Raw genomic sequence first — 18,308 nt, 5'->3', positions numbered from 1 at the left:
TCAGACCTGCTTCGCGTGATCAGACCACGTCTGTGTCCAGCCTCTTCGCATTCCGACTGTCCAATGTCGACTGATTCTTGACGGGCCATCAGATCACCCTCCCTGGACAATTGGATTCACGGCAATGCTGGAGAAGCTGGGCCTCGGTGCCGAGGCCGGTTCGGTCTACAAAGAAATGCTCAAGGATCCGCAGAGCGGACCCGCCGACATCGCCGGCCGGCTCGGCTGGACCGAGGCCCGGGTGCGCTCGTCCCTGGACGAGCTCGCCCGCCTCGCGCTGCTGAGGCCGTCCTGGCAGGACCCGGGCGTGCTGAAGCCGGTGGAACCGGAGGTCGGGCTGCGCTATCTGCTCGACCGCCGGGAGGCCGAGCTCCAGCGGCGCCTGCTGGAGATCGAGCAGGGCCGTCGTGACCTCGTCGAGGTGGTCGCCGAGTACGCCAACCTGACCCGGTCCTCCCGCAAGAGCGCGGACGTCGAGGTGCTGGAGGGGATCGACTCGATCCGGCTGCGGATCGAGTCGCTGGCGACCGGCTGCACCGAGGAGGTGCTGGGCTTCGTCACCTCGGGGGTGATGTCCGAGGCGAACATCGAGGCCAGCCGCCCGCTGGACCTGCGGGTGCTGCGCGGCGGGGTGCGGCTGCGCTCGATCTACCTGGAGAGCATCAAGAACGACAACAACACCATTGCGTATGCTCATTGGCTGACGGAGCAGGGCGCCCAGGTGCGCGTCGCGCCGACGCTTCCGCCGCGCATGGTGATCTATGACCGGTCCACCGCTATTGTTCCGGTGGACCCCGAGGAGACCCGCAGGGGCGCCCTCGTGCTGCGCGGCCACGGAGTGGTCGGCGCGCTGTGCGAACTGTTCGAGCGGGTCTGGCAGAGCTCCCTGCCGGTCGCCTCCGAGCCGGAGGCGCCGGTCGGCCGGGAACAGCCCGAACTGTCCCCGCGATCGCAGGCCATCCTGGTCCTGCTGGCCAAGGGCGCCACCGACGAGATGATCGCCCGCAGGCTCGGCGTCTCGGTCCGCACCGTACGGCGCGGCACCGCCGAGCTGGCCGCCCAGCTGGGCGCCAAGACGAAGTTCCAGGCCGGGATGATGGCGCTCCAGCACGGCTGGGTCGATCCCGCCCTGCTCTCCTGACACCGGCCGCCGCCGGACCCGCACCCGGGGCCGGCGGCGCTCGGCCCGGTCGGGAGCGTCGGCGTCCGGCCCGGGGCGGGAACGCCGGTGCCGCGCCCCGGGGGAACCCAACCCGCCGCATCCCCGTCCTCGCGGGCCGGGCCGGCCGCCCCGTGCCACCGGGGGTGTAGCCAGCCATACCCCGGGACTGAATCCCAGGCCATTGAGCCGCACCCACCCCGACTGATGGGCTGAGACTATGAACGCCACGGACTTTGCCGTTGAACTCCGATCGGTCTGCCGGACCTACCGACGCGGACCCGAGCCGGTCGTCGGCCTGGACGACGTGAGTGTCGGATTCCCCTTCGGGACCTTCACCGCCGTCATGGGCCCCTCCGGCTCCGGCAAGTCGACCCTGCTGCGGTCCGCCGCGGGCCTGGAGCCGATCGACCAGGGGGAGGTACGGGTCGACGGCACCGCCCTGGGCGGCCTGCGCGACAACGACCTGACCGTGCTGCGCCGGGAGAAGATCGGCTTCGTCTTCCAGTCCTTCAACCTGCTGCCCGCCCTGACCGCGGCGCAGAACGTGGCGCTCCCGGCCAAGCTGGCCGGCCGGCACCCCGCGCCCTCCGAGGTGACCGCCGCGCTGGCCGTCGTCGGCCTCGCCGAGCGGGCCGGACACCGGCCGGGCGAGCTCTCCGGCGGCCAGCAGCAGCGGGTGGCCATCGCCCGCGCGCTGATCACCCGCCCCGCGGTGCTGCTGGCCGACGAGCCGACCGGCGCCCTGGACACCAAGAGCGGCCGCGAGGTCCTGGCCCTGCTGCGCTCCATGGCCGACGAGCCCAGCCGCGCCGTGGTCATGGTCACCCACGACCCGGTCGCCGCCTCCTACGCCGACCGCGTGGTCTTCCTCCGCGACGGCCGGCTGGCCGGCTCGCTGGAGCGGCCCACCGCCGAGCAGGTCGCCGCCCGGATGACCGCGCTGGAGGCCGTGGCATGCTGAGCCTCGCCCTCGCCACCATCAAGCTGCGCTGGGCCTCGTTCGTCGGCAGCTTCGTCGCCCTGGCCTGCGGTGTCGCCCTGATGGCGACCTCGATCCTGGTCATGGCCGCCACCTCGGACATCCCCGACCAGGAACGCCAGCGCTTCTCGCAGGCCCCCGTCCTGGTGTCCGCCTTCCACACCCTGGACTTCAGGCGGGACGACGGCGACGTCTCCCCGACCCCGGTGGCCAAGCAGCAGGGCCTGCCGGCCGAGCTGATCGCCGCGGTGGCCGCCACCGGCCGGACGGTCGAGGACCGCACCTTCTACGCCCAGCTCGCGGACGGCCCGCACGACCAGGTCGGACGCGCCTGGTCCAGTGCGGAGCTCGGCGGCTACCGGCTGACCGCCGGCTCGGCGCCGAGCACCGACGAGCAGATCGTCATCGGCGGCGGCAGCCCCGACCAGGTCGGCCGACGCGTCCAGTACGTCACCGCTGACGGCCTGCACAGCGCGACCGTCTCCGGCGTCACCGAGGCGGAGCCGTTCGAGCACGCCGTCTTCTTCACCGACGCGCAGGCCGCCCGCTTCTGCCCCGCCGTCGGCGTGCTGGCCGCCTTCGGCCCCGTCGACGCGGTCCGCCAGGCGGTGGCCGGCGCCGGCGGCGCGACCACCGCCCGGGTGCTGACCGGTGCCGAGCGCAGCCAGCTGGACCCGCACCACATCGACGTCGCCGGTCAGCTCGACAACGTGCAGACCCCGCTCGGGCTCTCCGCCGCGGTCTCCGGCGGCACCGCGGTGTTCGTGGTCGCGGGCACCTTCGCGCTGTCGATCGCCCAGCGCCGCCGTGAGCTCGCCCTGCTCCGCCTGATCGGCGCCACCCGCAAGCAGCTGCGCACCCTGGTCAACCGGGAGGCCCTGCTGGTCGGCCTGCTGGCCTCCGTCACGGGCTGCGTGCTCGGTGCGGTCGGGGCGCCGCTGGCCGGCCGCTGGCTGATCGACCACGACATGGTGCCGGCCGACTTCACCGTCCCGATCAGCTGGTGGGGGCTGCTCGTCGCGGCCCTGATCGGACTGCTGACCGCGATGGCCGGCGTGGTGCTCTCCTCGTTCAAGGCCGGACTGGTCAGCCCCGGCGAGGCGCTGATGGAGGCCGACGTGGAGCGGCGCTCGCGGGTCGCCCTGGCGGTCCGCTGGATCAGCGGCCTGCTCGTGCTCGGCGGCGGCATCGCGGCGCTCGTGGTGGTGGCCCGGACCTGGCCCGACGCCGCGGCCAGCGCCGCCGACTCGCTCGGACTGCTGCTGGCCGTCGTCGGCGGCTGCGTCCTGCTCGCGGGCGTGCTGGCCACCCCGGTGATCCGGCTGCTGACGGTGCTGCCCACGCTCTCGGCCCGGCTGGGCGGCCGCCCCGCCGAGGACGGCGGCGGCATCGTCTGGGCCACCGCCCGGCAGAGCGCGCTGACGGCCTTCCGGCGCACCGCCGCCACCACCACCCCGGTGGTGCTGGTCGTCGCCTTCGCCGGCTGCCTGCTCGGCAGCGTCGACACCATCAACCGCTCGAAGGTCACCGAGGTCCGCGGCCAGCTGGCCGCCACCGACTTCGTCGTCGCACCGGCCGGCACGCCCGGGCTGAGCCGGACCGTGGTGGACCGGGTGCGCGCCGTCCCCGGCGTGCGGAGCCTGGTCATCACCCCGACCCTGGTGATGGCCGACCAGGACGGCCAGGCCCTGGTCGCCTTCCCCGCCGCGACGGCGGACGCCGCCGCGCTGGCCGAGGTCGACCGGCTCCCGGTCGTCGAGGGCTCGCTGGCTGACCTCGGCCCCGACTCGATCGTGCTCAGCCGCACCTGGCCCGGCTCGCCGCGGACCGGGCAGCAAGTCCCGGTCTGGTTGGCCGACGGCACCCCCCGGACCCTGCGGGTCGCCGCCGTCCTCGGCACCGGCGCCGAGACGGTCCAGGCCTGGGTGACCGGGCACAACGCCGTCACCGGCGGGGTCGGCGGCCAGGCCCTGGCGAGCCAGATCCACCTGCGGGTGCTGCCCGGCACCGACCGGCAGCAGGCCGCCGACGCCCTGCGGACGGCAGTGCAGGGGCTGGGCGCCAAGCTCGCGACCTCGGAGGAGACCTGGTCGGCGGCCACCGACAGCAACGAGGAGGCCTCCTGGAACGCCCTGCTGATGATCCTCGGCCTGGCGATCTGCTACGCGGCCATCGCGCTGGCCAACTCGCTGGTGATGACCGTCGCCGACCGCAGGAAGGAGCTGTCGCTGCTGCGCCTGGCCGGCGCCACCAAGGCCCAGGTGCTGCGCACCGTCGCCGTCGAGACGATGCTGTGCGTGGCGGCCGGGACGTTCCTCGGCCTGCTCGGTACCGCGATCAGCATCGGCGGCTCCTGGGCGGCCCTGACCAACCTGGTCGGCCCGACGCCCGCGATGGTGCCCTGGGGCACGATGGGCGTGCTCGCCGCCTGCTGCGCGGCCATCGCGCTCGTCTCGGCGGTGCTGCCGGCCGCGCTCGCGCTGCGCGACCGGGACGGCCAGGGCATCCTGCGCGGGGCCGCCGGTTCGGCCTGACCACCCCGCCAGCGGTTCGAAGTGCCGGGAACTCCATCGGAGTTCCCGGCACTTCCGGTTTCCGGCGGCGGTGCCGGAACGGCCGGCCCGGCGCCGTATAGGGGCGTTATAGCGAGGCTGCGCAGACTGGCCGGGAATCCCATCCCACCGTGAACTCGGGAGCGTCATGGCTGAGCAGATTGTCGACGAGCAGAGCTACCTCGTGGTGCTCAACGACGAGGAGCAGTACTCGATCTGGTGGGCGGACCGCGCCCTGCCGGACGGCTGGCGGGCCGAGGGCACCGGTGGCACCAAGCAGGAGTGCCTCACCCGCATCGGCGAGGTGTGGACCGACATGCGCCCGCTGAGCCTGCGCACCCGGATGGCCGCCCAGGCCGCCGCCAACTGACCCACCACCGACTCGTCCGGGGAGGCCGCACGCCCGCTGAGGGCGACGCCGGCCGCCCCGGACGGTGATGTCACCGCCAGCTACCCGCCCGAAGTGGAGCAAGTCGAAGTGTCAGGATCGCGGATCGATGCGAGCAGCCCCGTGCTGACCGGCGAGCTGTTCGCAGCCCAGGCGGCGGCCACTCCGACCGCGGTCGCGGTGGTGGTCGGTGATGTGGAGCTGACGTACGGGCAGGTGGCGGAGCGGGCGGCGCGGTTCGGTGCGCTGTTGCGGGCGGCGGGTGTCGGTCCGGAGAGCGTGGTGGGTGTGTGCCTGCCGCGTGAGGCGGATCTGGTGCCGTTGCTGCACGGCGTGTGGCTGGCGGGTGGCGCGTATCTGCCGATCGATCCGGCGCTGCCGGGTGAGCGGATCGACTACATGCTGGCGGACTCGGGCGCGGCGGTGCTGGTCACCGTGAGCGGTCAGGCGGTGGACTTCGCCGGGACCAGGATCGACCTGGACACGGTGGTGCTCGACGAGGTTGCTCCGCTGCCCGTTCCGTGCGCTGTGGATCCGGAGCAGTTGGCGTACGTGCTGTACACGAGTGGTTCGACGGGGCGTCCGAAGGGCGTGATGATCGGGCACGGTGCGCTGCACAACCTGCTCGCCTCGATCCGGGACGACCTGGGGGCCCAGGGCCGTACGGTGTGGCTGGCCTCGACCTCGGTGTCCTTCGACATCTCGGGTCTGGAGCTGCACCTGCCGCTGGTCACGGGTGGCCGGGTGGTGCTGGCACGGGACCACGAGGCGAAGGACCCGGCGGCACTGATCGCCCTGATCGGGGCCCACCGGGTGACCCATGTGCAGGCCACGCCGTCGGCGTGGCGACTGCTGCTGGAGGCCGGCTTCGACGACTGGACGGTCACCGCCCTGACCGGCGGCGAGCCCCTCCCGGCGCACCTCGCGACCCGGCTGATCGAGACCACGCAGCGGGTGGTCAACGTCTACGGTCCGACCGAGACCACCATCTGGTCGAGCTTCTGGGACGTCCCCGAGGAGCCGGAGACCATCGCCGTCGGCCACCCGCTGGCCAACACCGGCCTGTACGTGCTGGACGAGCGACTGCGGCAGCTGCCCCCCGGAGTGACCGGCCAGCTGTTCATCGACGGTCACGGGGTGGCCCGGGGCTACCACGGGCGGGCGGACCTCACGGCGGAGAAGTTCCTGCCGAACCCGTACGGCGCGGCGGGTTCGCGGCTGTACGCGACGGGTGACCTGGCCCGGTTCCTGGCGGACGGCAGCCTGGAGTGCCTGGGCCGGATCGATAGCCAGGTCAAGATCCGCGGTTACCGCATCGAGCTGGGTGAGATCGAGACGATCCTGAGCGGGTTGGAGCAGGTCCGCCAGGCCGTCGTCACCGTCCACGACGAGGCCCTCGTCGCGTATGTCGTGCCCGCCGGCGGCCGGGTGGACGCGGGGGAGCTGCGGGCCCGCCTCGCCGAAACCCTGCCCGAGTACATGGTCCCGGGCGCGTTCGTGACGATCGACGCCGTCCCGCTGAGCAACAGCGGCAAGGTCGACCACCGCGCCCTCCCCGCCCCGGACCTGGACGCGTTCGCCACCGGCGGCTACACCGCCCCCCGCACCCCCGTCGAGGAACGCCTCGCCGCCGTCTGGGCCGAGGTCCTCGGCCTGCCGCAGGTCGGTGTGGAGGACAGCTTCTTCGACCTCGGCGGCGACTCCATCCGCGCCGTCCGACTCGTCGGCGCCCTGCGCGCCGCCGGCTACGACGTCACCATCCCCGACGTCTTCCAGCAGCGCACCATCGCCGCCCTGGCGACCCGGATCGGTGACGGCACCGGCCACTCCCTGATCACCGCCGTCCAGCCCTTCGCCCTCATCGGCGACGACGACCGCGCGGCCCTCCCGGCCGACGTCGTCGACGCCTACCCGCTCTCCCAGGCGCAGACCGGCATGCTCGTCGAACTGGCGGCGGCCCAGGACTCGACGCTCTACCACAACCTCAACTCCTTCCGGATCGCCGAGAGCATCGGCTACGCGGCGGAGGAGCTGCGCCGCGCCGTCGACATCCTGACGGAGCGTCACGAGATCCTGCGCACCTCGATCGCGCTGTCCGGGTACGCGCAGCCGCTGCAGCTCGTGCACGCCTCGGCGCGGATCCCGCTCACCACCGTCGACCTGCGCGGCCTCACCGCCGACCAGGCGCAGGACCGGGCACGCGAGTACGTGCGGCAGGAGCGCGCGGCCGGCTTCGACCTGACCGCCGCCCCGCTGCTGCGGATCGCCGCGCACATCGAGTCCGACCGGGCCTGGCACCTGACCTTCAGCCACAGCCACACCGTGACCGACGGCTGGACGCTCAACTCGCTGCTGATGGAGCTCCTGGGCGTCTACCAGGCGCTCTGCGAGGGCCGTGAACCGGCGGTCCACGAGGCGCCCGCCGTCCGCTACGCCGACTACATCGCCGCCGAACAGGCCTCCCTCGCCGACCCGGCCGACCAGGCCTTCTGGCAGCAGGTCGTCGACGAGCACAGCCCGCTGGTGCTGCCCGGCAGCTGGGCGGACCAGGCGGGGCGGGCCCCGGTCGACCGGACCGTCGACTACACCGACCTGGAGGACGGGCTGCGCGTCCTCGCCGGCCGGGCGAAGACCTCGCTCAAGAGCGTGCTGCTGGCCGCGCACCTCAAGGTGCTGGCCGCCCTCACCCCGGACGAGGCCTTCCACACCGGCGTGGTCTACCACGGCCGACTGGAGGCGCCCGGCGCCGACCGGGTGCTCGGCATGCACCTCAACACCCTGCCCTTCCCGACCACCCGCGGTGCCCGCACCTGGCGCGAGCTGGTCGAGCGGACCTACGCCACCGAGACCGCCATCTGGTCCCACCGCCGCTACCCGCTGCCCGCCGTCCAGCGCGCCGCGGGCGGCGTCGGCCTGCTGTCGACCCTCTTCGACTACCAGGACTTCCACCAGGTCGACAGCGGGAAGGCCGCCGGCGGCATCGGCATCGACGGCGGCCTGGACGGGGGCGGCAACGAGTTCGCCCTGATGGCCATCGCCGGCAACGGACGACTCGGCCTCGCCGCCGGAGCCGGCGCCCTCGGCGGCGCGAACCTGGAGCGGCTGGCCGCCCTCTACCGGCTGGTCCTGGAGTCGATGGCCGCCGATCCGGACGGTGACGCCCTCGCCGTCCCGCTGCCCGAGACCGACCGCCGGCTGCTCGCCGACTGGCAGCGGCGCACCGAACTGCCCGTGGACGCCTGCCTCCACGAGCTGTTCGCCGCCCGGGCCGCCCGCACCCCGGACGCCGTCGCCCTGACCAGCGGCTCGTCCCACCTCACCTACGCCGAGCTGGACGAGCGGGCCAACCGCATCGCCCAGCACCTCACCGCCCTCGGTGCCCGTCCCGACACCGTGGTCGGCGTCAGCCTGGAGCGCGGCCCGGACCTCGTCCCGACCCTGCTCGGCGTCCTGAAGTCCGGCGCCGCCTACCTGCCGCTGGACCCCTCCAACCCGGCCGACCGCCTCGCCTACATGCTGGCCGACGCCAAGGCCGACCTGCTCGTCACCCACTCCGCCCTGGACGAGCTGGAGTTCACGGGCACCCGTGTGTTCGTCGACGCCCACGCCGCCGAGATCGCGGCCCGTCCGGCCACCGCGCCGATCACGGACGTGCGCCCGGACAACCTGATCTACGTCATCTACACCTCGGGCTCCACCGGCCTGCCCAAGGGGGTCAGCCTCACCCACGCGAACGTCGCGCGCCTGTTCACCACGACCCGCGAGCAGCTGGCCTTCTCGGCGGACGACGTGTGGGCGCTGTTCCACTCCTACGCCTTCGACGTCTCCGTCTGGGAGATGTGGGGCGCCCTGCTGCACGGCGCCCGCCTCGTCGTCGTCCCGCCCACCGTGAGCCGCTCCCCGCACGACCTGATCGACCTGCTGGTCCGCGAGCGGGTCAGCGTGCTGTGCCAGACGCCGTCCGCCTTCCGCGCGCTGTCCGGCCTGGCCGAGCAGGACGACCCGCGGGTGGACCGACTCGCCCTGCGCACCGTCATCTTCGCCGGTGAGCGCCTCGACATGGCCGAACTCCGCTCCTGGGCGGCCCGCAAGGGCACCGAGCGCCCGGCCCTGGTCAACATGTACGGCCCCACCGAGATCACCGTGTACGCGACCCACCACGTGATCACCGCCGACGAGGTGGCCACCTCCCACCGCAGCAACATCGGCCATGCGCTGGGGGACCTGAGCATCCACCTCCTGGACACCGCCGGCCACCCGGTGCCGGTCGGCGTGCCCGGTGAGATGCACATCGGCGGCCCGGGCCTGGCCCGCGGCTACCTCGACCGCCCCGGGCTGACCGCCGAGCGGTTCGTCCCCGACCCCTTCGGCGCGCCCGGCGCCCGCCTCTACCGCACCGGCGACCTCGTCCTCCGCCTGCCCGACGGCGCCATCGACTTCCTCGGCCGGATCGACGGCCAGATCAAGATCCGCGGCTACCGCGTCGAGCTGGGCGAGATCGAGGCCGCACTGGCCGCCTGCGCCGGGGTGCGCCAGGCCGTGGTCACCGTGCGCGAGAACGCGGCGGGGGAGAAGTCCCTGGTCGGTTACGTCGTCACCGGGACCGCCGGGGCGGGCGCCGACACGGCGGCGCTGCGCGCGGCGCTGGCCGTCACCCTGCCCGAGTACATGGTCCCGGCCGCGTTCGTCGCCCTGGACGCCCTCCCGCTCAGCAACAGCGGCAAGCTCGACCGCCGCGCGCTGCCCGCGCCGGACCTGGACGCCTTCAGCACCAGCGGCTACACCGCCCCGCGCACCCCTGTCGAGGAGCGCCTGGCGGCGGTCTGGGCCGAGGTGCTCGGCCTGTCCGAGGTGGGCGTCGAGGACAGCTTCTTCGACCTCGGCGGCGACTCCATCCGCGCCGTCCGCCTGGTCGGCGCGCTGCGCGCGGCCGGCTACGACGTGAGCATCCGCGACGTCTTCGACCACCGCACCGTCGCCGCCCTGGCCGCCACGGTCGGCGACGGCGGCGCGTCGCTGATCACCGCCGTCGAGCCGTTCGCGCTGATCGCGGAGGAGGACCGCGCGGCCCTGCCCGCCGACGTCGTCGATGCCTACCCGCTCTCGCAGATCCAGACCGGCATGCTGGTCGAGCTGATGACCTCCGGCGACCGCGGGCTCTACCACAACCTGAACTCCTTCCGGATCCCCGACGCCGTGCCCTTCGACGCCGTCGCGCTGCGCGGCGCGCTCGACCTGGTCGCCGCCCGGCACGAGATCCTGCGCACCTCGCTGCACCTCGCGGACTTCTCCCGGCCGCTCCAGCTGGTGCACGCCACCGTCACCTTCCCGCTCGCCGTGCACGACCTGCGCGGCCTCACCGCCGAGCAGGCACAGCACCGGGCGGACACCTACCTGCGGGAGGAGCGCGCGGCCGGCTTCGACCTGACGGCCGCCCCGCTGCTGCGCTTCGCCGCGCACATCGAGTCCGACCGGGCCTGGCGCCTGACCTTCAGCCACAGCCACACCGTGACCGACGGCTGGACGCTCAACTCGCTGCTGATGGAGCTCCTGGACGTCTACCGGGCGCTGTCCGAGGGCCGTGAGCCGGCAGTGCACGAGGAGCCCGCCGTCCGTTACGCCGACTACATCGCCGCCGAACAGGCCTCCCTCGCCGACCCGGCCGACCAGGCCTTCTGGCAGCGGATCGTCGACGAGCACAGCCCGCTCGCGCTGCCGGCCGGGTGGGGCGGCGAGCGCGGAGGGCAGGTGAGCCACCAGGTGCCGTTCGCGGACCTGGAGGACGGCCTGCGGGCGCTGGCCGCCGAGGCGAGGACGTCGATCAAGAGCGTGCTGTTGGCCGCGCACCTCAAGGTGCTGGGCAGCCTCACCTCCGAGCAGGCCTTCCACACCGGCGTGGTCTACCACGGCCGGCTGGAGGCGCCGGGCGCCGACCGGGTGCTGGGCATGCACCTCAACACCCTGCCGTTCCCGGCCACCCGGGACGCGAAGACCTGGCGTGAGCTGGTCGAGCGGACGTACGCGACCGAGAGTGCCATCTGGTCGCACCGCCGCTACCCGCTGCCCGCCATCCAGCGCGCCGCCGACAACACCCGTGACCTGATCACCGTCCTCTTCGACCACCACGACTTCCACCAGGTCGACACCGACACCGTCGACGTGGACGGCGGGATCAACGACGGCGGCACCGAGTTCGCGCTCAACGCGATCCCCTCGAACGGGTACTTCAACCTGAGCGGCTCGACGGAGTTCTTCACCGCGGCGAACCTGGAGCGGCTGGGCGCCATGTACCGGTCGGTCCTGGAGGCCATGGCCGGCGACGCCGACGGCGACGCCCGCGCCGCCCACCTCCCGGCCGACGAACTCTCCCGACTGCTCGACACCTGGAACACCACCGTCGAGCAGCCGGTCGAGGACTGCGTCCACGAGCTGTTCGCCGCCCAGGCCACCCGCACCCCCGACGCCATCGCACTGACCAGCGGCGCGTCCCACCTCACCTACGCCGAGCTGGACGAGCGGGCCAACCGCATCGCCCACCACCTCATCGCGCTGGGCGCCGGCCCCGAGCGGATCGTCGGCCTCTCCCTGGAACGCGGCCCCGACCTCATCCCCGCCCTCCTCGGCATCCTGAAGTCCGGCGCCGCCTACCTCCCGCTCGACCCGGCCAACCCCGCCGACCGCCTCGCCTACATGCTCGCCGACGCCAACGCCGACCTGCTCGTCACCCACTCCGCCCTCGACGAGCTGGAGTTCACCGGCACCCGTGTGTTCGTCGACACCCACGCGGCGGAGATCAACGCCCGCCCGGCGACCGCGCCCGTGACCGGTGTGCGTCCGGACAACCTGATCTACGTCATCTACACCTCGGGCTCCACCGGCCTGCCCAAGGGCGTCAGCCTCACCCACGCCAACGTCGCCCGCCACTTCGCGGCCACCCGGGGGCAGTTCGGCTTCCGGCCGGGCGACGTGGTCACCCAGTCGCACGCCTACAGCTTCGACGTCTCCGTCTGGGAGATGTGGGCCGCCCTGCTGCACGGCGGCCGGCTCGTCGTCGTCCCCTCGGCGGTCGCCCGCTCGCCGCACGACTTCCTGGACCTCATGGTCGAGCAGCAGGTCACCGTCCTGCTGCAGACGCCCTCCGCGTTCTCCGCGCTCGCGGCGGCCGCCAAGGACGGCGACCCGCGGCTCGACCGGCTGGCCCTGCGCCTGGTCGCCTTCGGCGGTGAGCGGCTGGAGGCCGCCGAACTCCAGCCCTGGATCGCCCGGATGGGCCTGGACCACCCCGAGCCGGTCAACCTGTACGGCCCGACCGAGACCACCATGCACTGCGCCTACCACCGGGTCGGCGCCGAGGACCTCGCCGACCCGCGCCGCAGCGTCATCGGGCGCCCGGTCGGCGACCTCACCATCCACCTGCTGGACGCGGCCGGCCGCCTGGTACCCACCGGCGTTCCCGGCGAGATCCACGTCGGCGGCCCCGGCGTGGCCCGCGGCTACCTCGACCGCCCCGCACTCACCGCCGAGCGCTTCGTCCCCGACCCGTTCGGGCCGCCCGGAGCCCGCCTCTACGCCACCGGCGACCTCGCCCGCCGCCTGCCCGACGGCAGCCTCGACTCCCTCGGCCGGATCGACAGCCAGGTCAAGATCCGCGGCCACCGCGTGGAGCTCGGCGAGATCGAGTCCGCGCTGACCTCCCACCCGGACATCCGCGACGCCGTGGTGACCGTCCACGAGCCGGCCCCGGGGGTCAAGCGCCTGATCGCCTACCTGGTGGCCGCCGGGCCGCTCGACCTCACCGGGCTGCGCGCCCGGCTCGGCGAGAGCCTGCCGGAGTACATGGTCCCGGCCGGTTACGTCCTGCTCGACCGGATCCCGCTGACCAGCAGCAGCAAGGTCGACGTGCGTGCGCTGCCCGCCCCCGACGCCGAAGCCTTCGACGCCTCGGAGTACGTCGGCCCGCGCACCCCCGCCGAGGAGCGGATCGCCGCCATCTGGGCCGACGTCCTCGGCCTGTCGCAGGTGGGCGTGCGGAGCAGCTTCTTCGACCTCGGCGGTGACTCGATGCGGGTCGTCCGGCTGGTCGGCGCGCTGCGCGCGGCGGGCTTCGACATCACCGTCCCCGCGGTCTTCGAGCACCGCACCGTCGCCGCGCTGGCCGCCACGGTCGGGACCGGCGGCGAGTCGCTGATCACCGCCGTCCGACCGTTCGCGCTGATCGGCGACGGTGACCGGGCGCTGCTGCCCGCCGACGCCGTGGACGCCTACCCGCTCTCCCAGGTGCAGACCGGCATGCTCGTCGAGCTGCTCGCCACCGCCGCCGCCCCCGGGAAGCAGCGCAGCCTGTACCACAACGTCAACTCCTTCCTGATCCGGGACGGGCAGCCCTTCTCGCTGGAGTCGCTGCAGGGCGCCGTGGACACCGTGGCGGCCCGCCACGACATCCTGCGCACCTCGATGCACCTGGAGGGCTTCGACGAGCCGCTGCAGATCGTGCACGCCACCGCCGACTACCCGGTGGTCCTGGAGGACCTGCGCGGCCTCGATCAGGCCGAACGGGCCCGACTCAAGGGCGAGTTCCTGACGCGGGAGCAGTCCCGGACCTTCGACCTCACCGTCGCGCCGCTGCTGCGGGTCTCGGCCCTCGTCGAGTCCGAGGACTCCTGGCGGCTCAACTTCACCTACAACCACGCCATTTCGGAGGGCTGGAGCTACAACTCGCTGCTGATGGAGGTGCTCGACTGCTACCGCGCGCTGCGCGCCGCGGGCGCGCCGGACGCCTACGAGCAGCCGGCGGTGCGGTACGCGGACTTCATCGCCGCCGAGCAGATCGCGCTGGCCGACCCGGCGACCCAGGCCTTCTGGCAGCAGATCGTCGAGGAGCACACGCCGCTGGCGCTCCCGGCCGGCTGGGCCGCCGAGGCGGGCGAGGCGACCCGCCGGCACCTCCAGGTGCCGTTCGCGGACCTGGAGGACGGCCTGCGGGCGCTGGCCGCCCGGGCGAAGACCTCGCTCAAGAGCGTGCTGCTCGCGGCGCACCTCAAGGTGCTGTCCGCCCTCACCCCGGACGAGGCCTTCCACACCGGTGTGGTCTACCACGGCCGTCTGGAGGCGCCGGGTGCCGACCGGGTGCTGGGTATGCACCTCAACACCCTGCCGTTCCCGACCACCCGGGGCGCGAGGACCTGGCGTGAGCTGGTCGAGCGGACCTACGTGACGGAGACCGAGATCTGGTCGCACCGCCGCTACCCGCTGCCCGCCATCCAGCGCGCCGCCGGGAACACCCGCGACCTGCTCACGGTGCTGTTCGAGTTCCTCGACTTCCACCAGGTCGACACCGAAGCGGTCGACGTGGACGGCGGAGTCAGCGACGGCATCAACGAGTTCGCGCTCAACGTCATCCCGACCCGCGGCAGCGTGAACTTCCACGTCTCGGCCGGGGTGCTCAGCCAGGCGAGCCTGGAGCGGTTGGGTGGGTTGTACCGGTCGGTGTTGGAGGCGATGGCGGCGGATCCGGAGGGTGACGCGCGTGTGGTGCCGTTGTCCGGGGCCGAGGTGGCGGTGTTGTCGGCGCCGGGGCGTGAGGTGGTGTGGTCGACGGTCAGTGCGCCGGAGGCGTTCGCGGCCCGGGTCGTGGAGTCGCCGGACGCGGTCGCGGTGGTGGTCGGTGATGTGGAGCTGACGTACGGGCAGGTGGCGGAGCGGGCGGCGCGGTTCGGTGCGCTGTTGCGGGCGGCGGGTGTCGGTCCGGAGAGCGTGGTGGGTGTGTGCCTGCCGCGTGAGGCGGATCTGGTGCCGTTGCTGCACGGCGTGTGGCTGGCGGGTGGGGCGTATCTGCCGATCGATCCGGCGCTGCCGGGTGAGCGGATCGACTACATGCTGGCGGACTCGGGCGCGGCGGTGCTGGTGACCGTGAGCGGCCGGTCGGTGGAGTTCGCCGGGACGAGGATCGACCTGGACACGGTGGTGCTCGACGAGACGCCGGCTCTTGCCGTGCCGGGTGTGGTGGTTCCGGAGCAGTTGGCGTACGTGCTGTACACGAGTGGTTCGACGGGGCGTCCGAAGGGCGTGATGATCGGGCACGGTGCGCTGCACAACCTGCTCGCCTCGATCCGGGACGACCTGGGGGCCCAGGGCCGTACGGTGTGGCTGGCCTCGACCTCGGTGTCCTTCGACATCTCGGGTCTGGAGCTGCACCTGCCGCTGGTCACGGGTGGCCGGGTGGTGCTGGCGCGGGACCATGAGGTGAAGGATCCGGCGGCGCTGATCGCTCTGGTCGGGGCGCATGGGGTGAGTCATGTGCAGGCGACGCCGTCGGCGTGGCGGCTGCTGCTGGAGGCGGGTTTCGAGGAGCGGTCGGTCACCGCGCTGACGGGTGGCGAGCCGCTGCCCGGGCATCTGGCGTCCGCCCTGTCGGCGGTCACGCGGCGGGTGGTCAATGTCTACGGTCCGACGGAGACGACGATCTGGTCGAGCTTCTGGGAGGTGCCTACGGGTGCGGGTGCGGTGAGCATCGGCCACCCGTTGGCCAACACCGGCCTGTACGTGCTGGACGGGGGGCTGCGGCTGCTTCCGTCGGGGGTGACGGGTCAGTTGTTCATCGACGGTGACGGGGTGGCCCGGGGCTACCACGGGCGGGCGGACCTCACGGCGGAGAAGTTCCTGCCGAACCCGTACGGCGCGGCGGGTTCGCGGCTGTACGCGACGGGTGACCTGGCCCGGTTCCTGGCGGACGGCAGTCTGGAGTGCCTGGGCCGGATCGACAGCCAGGTCAAGGTCCGCGGTTACCGTATCGAGCTGGGTGAGATCGAGACGGTCCTGAGCGGGCTGGAGCAGGTCCGCCAGGCCGTCGTGACCGTCCACGACGAGGCCCTCGTCGCGTACCTGGTGACCGAGGACGGCAGCGCGCCGGACATCGCCGCCGTACGGCGCGAACTGGGCCGGCAGCTGCCGGAGTACATGGTCCCGGGCGCGTTCGTGACGATCGACGCCGTCCCGCTGAGCAACAGCGGCAAGGTCGACCACCGCGCCCTCCCCGCCCCGGACCTGGACGCGTTCGCCACCGGCGGCTACACCGCCCCGCGTACTCCGGTCGAGGAGCGCCTCGCCGCCGTCTGGGCCGAGGTCCTGGGCCTGCCGCAGGTCGGTGTCGAGGACAGCTTCTTCGACCTCGGCGGCGACTCCATCCGCGCCGTCCGCCTCGTCGGCGCCCTGCGCGCCGCCGGCTACGACGTCACCATCCCCGACGTCTTCCAGCAGCGCACCATCACCGCCCTCGCGACCCGGATCGGTGACGGCACCGGCGAGTCCCTGATCACCGCCGTCCAGCCCTTCGCCCTCATCGGCGACGACGACCGCGCGGCCCTCCCGGCCGACATCGTCGACGCCTACCCGCTCTCCCAGGTCCAGACCGGCATGCTCGTCGAACTGCTGGGTTCGGGGGACCGCGGGCTCTACCACAACCTGAACTCCTTCCGGATCCCGGACACCGCGCCCTTCGACGCCGCCGCGTTGCGCGGCGCGCTCGACCTGGTCACCGCCCGGCACGAGATCCTGCGCACCTCGCTGCACCTCGCGGACTTCTCCCAGCCGCTGCAGTCGGTGCACGCCACCGCCGAGGTCCCGCTCACCACGCACGATCTGCGTGGTCTGACCGAGGCCGAGGTGGCGGAGCGCACGACCGCCTACGTCGAGCAGGAGCGGGCGGCGGGCTTCGACCTGGCCGCCGCCCCGCTGCTGCGGATCGCCGTGCACATCGAGTCCGACCGGGCCTGGCGGGTGACCACCAGCCACAGCCACACCGTGACCGACGGCTGGACGCTCAACTCGCTGCTGATGGAGCTCCTGGAGGTCTACCGGGCGCTGCGCGACGGCCGCGAACCGGCGGTCCACGAGGCTCCCGCCGTCCGCTACGCCGACTACATTGCCGCCGAGCAGACCGCGCTCTCCGACCCGCAGACCCAGGCCTTCTGGCAGCACCTGGTCGACGCCCACAGCCCACTCGCCCTCCCCGGCAGCTGGGCGGATCCGGCGACCCCGGGTACGCCCGTCGGCCGGATCGTCCACTACGGCGACCTGGAGGACGGTCTGCGCCGGCTCGCCACCGAGGCGAAGACGTCGCTGAAGAGCGTGCTGCTGGCCGCGCACCTCAAGGTGCTCGGCAGCCTCACCGCCGAGGACGCCTTCCACACGGGCGTCGTCTACCACGGCCGCCTGGAGGCGCCCGGCGCGGACCGGGTGCTCGGCATGCACCTCAACACCCTGCCGTTCCCGACCAGTCGGGGCGCGAAGACCTGGCGTGAGCTGGTCGAGCTGACCTACGCGACGGAGACCGCCATCTGGTCCCACCGCCGCTACCCGCTGCCCGCCGTCCAGCGCGCCGCCGGCAGCTCCGGAGATCTGGTCTCGATCCTCTTCGAGTACCTGGACTTCCACGTCGTGGACGAGAACTCCGTCGACCTGGACGGGTCGATGGGCGACGGTGCCAACGAGTTCGCCCTCAACGTGCTGGCCCGGCGCGACCATCTGACGCTGGCCGGTACCAGTGCGGCCGTCGACCGGTCGCGGCTGGCCCTGTTGGGTGAGCGTTACCGGCTGGTGCTGGAGGCGATGGCCGCCGACCCCAACGGCGACGCGACCCTCTCCCACCTGCCCGAGACCGAGCGCACCCAGCTCACGACCTGGGCCGCAGGCGACTCGGTCGACTGGCCGCAGGGCCTGACCGTCGACCTGATCGAAGCCCAGGCCGCCGCGACGCCCGACGCGGTCGCCGTCATCGCCGGGGACGTCCGCCTCAGCTTCCGCGAGGTCGACGAACGCGCCAACCGCATCGCCCACCACCTGCTCACCCTCGGCGCCGGACCGGACGTCCTGGTCGGTGTCTGCCTGGAGCGCGGCCCCGACCTCGTCCCCACTCTCCTCGGCGTGTGGAAGGCCGGCGCCGCCTACCTGCCGCTCGACCCGTCCTGGCCCGCCGACCGCCTCGCCTACGTCCTCGCCGACACCGCCACCCCGATCGTGGTCACCTCCGGCGCCCTCACCGCCACCCTCACCCCCGTCTTCGACGCCACCCTCGTCGTCCTCGAACGCGACCACCGCCGCATCGACCGCCGCCCCACCACCACACCCCAGCGCACCCTGGACGGCCAGAACCTCGCCTACGCCATCTACACCTCAGGCTCCACCGGCCGCCCCAAGGGCGTCCTCGTCCACCACCACGGCCTCGCCAAC

5 protein-coding genes are annotated in these 18,308 nt (G+C 73.1%); all 5 read left to right on the top strand.

Annotated features, from left to right (window positions below):
* The first annotated feature begins 124 nt into the window (after positions 1–124).
* Positions 125–1,141 (top strand): helix-turn-helix transcriptional regulator, encoded by a 1,017-nt coding sequence (locus ACZ4UX_RS36525; RefSeq protein ID WP_329488966.1) that lies wholly within the window; start codon positions 125–127, stop codon positions 1,139–1,141.
* Between the two features lie 238 nt (positions 1,142–1,379).
* Entirely contained in the window at positions 1,380–2,123 is a 744-nt protein-coding gene (locus tag ACZ4UX_RS36520) for an ABC transporter ATP-binding protein (protein ID WP_329488967.1), read from the top strand.
* The gene (locus ACZ4UX_RS36515; protein WP_465709802.1) at positions 2,117–4,675 is read left to right on the top strand and encodes an FtsX-like permease family protein; all 2,559 of its coding nucleotides are present in this window, start codon (positions 2,117–2,119) and stop codon (positions 4,673–4,675) included. Before ACZ4UX_RS36520 ends, ACZ4UX_RS36515 begins: the two co-directional genes overlap by 7 nt.
* A 166-nt stretch (positions 4,676–4,841) precedes the next feature.
* The gene (locus ACZ4UX_RS36510) at positions 4,842–5,063 is read left to right on the top strand and encodes an MbtH family protein (protein WP_329488965.1); all 222 of its coding nucleotides are present in this window, start codon (positions 4,842–4,844) and stop codon (positions 5,061–5,063) included.
* Positions 5,064–5,156: 93 nt separating this feature from the next.
* Positions 5,157–18,308 (top strand): non-ribosomal peptide synthetase (locus ACZ4UX_RS36505; protein WP_465709801.1); only part of this gene is annotated, 13,152 nt, incomplete at its 3' end.

The sequence above is a fragment of the Kitasatospora sp. NPDC028961 genome, from assembly GCF_055564815.1.
This window is presented reverse-complemented; position numbering and strand designations above follow the sequence as displayed.

Bases quoted from the DNA above. Each gene is read 5' to 3' on its own strand.
- ACZ4UX_RS36525 (WP_329488966.1), top strand. From the start codon at position 125: ATGCTGGAGAAGCTGGGCCTCGGTGCCGAGGCCGGTTCGGTCTACAAA.
- ACZ4UX_RS36520 (WP_329488967.1), top strand. From the start codon at position 1,380: ATGAACGCCACGGACTTTGCCGTTGAACTCCGATCGGTCTGCCGGACC.
- ACZ4UX_RS36515 (WP_465709802.1), top strand. From the start codon at position 2,117: ATGCTGAGCCTCGCCCTCGCCACCATCAAGCTGCGCTGGGCCTCGTTC.
- ACZ4UX_RS36510 (WP_329488965.1), top strand. From the start codon at position 4,842: ATGGCTGAGCAGATTGTCGACGAGCAGAGCTACCTCGTGGTGCTCAAC.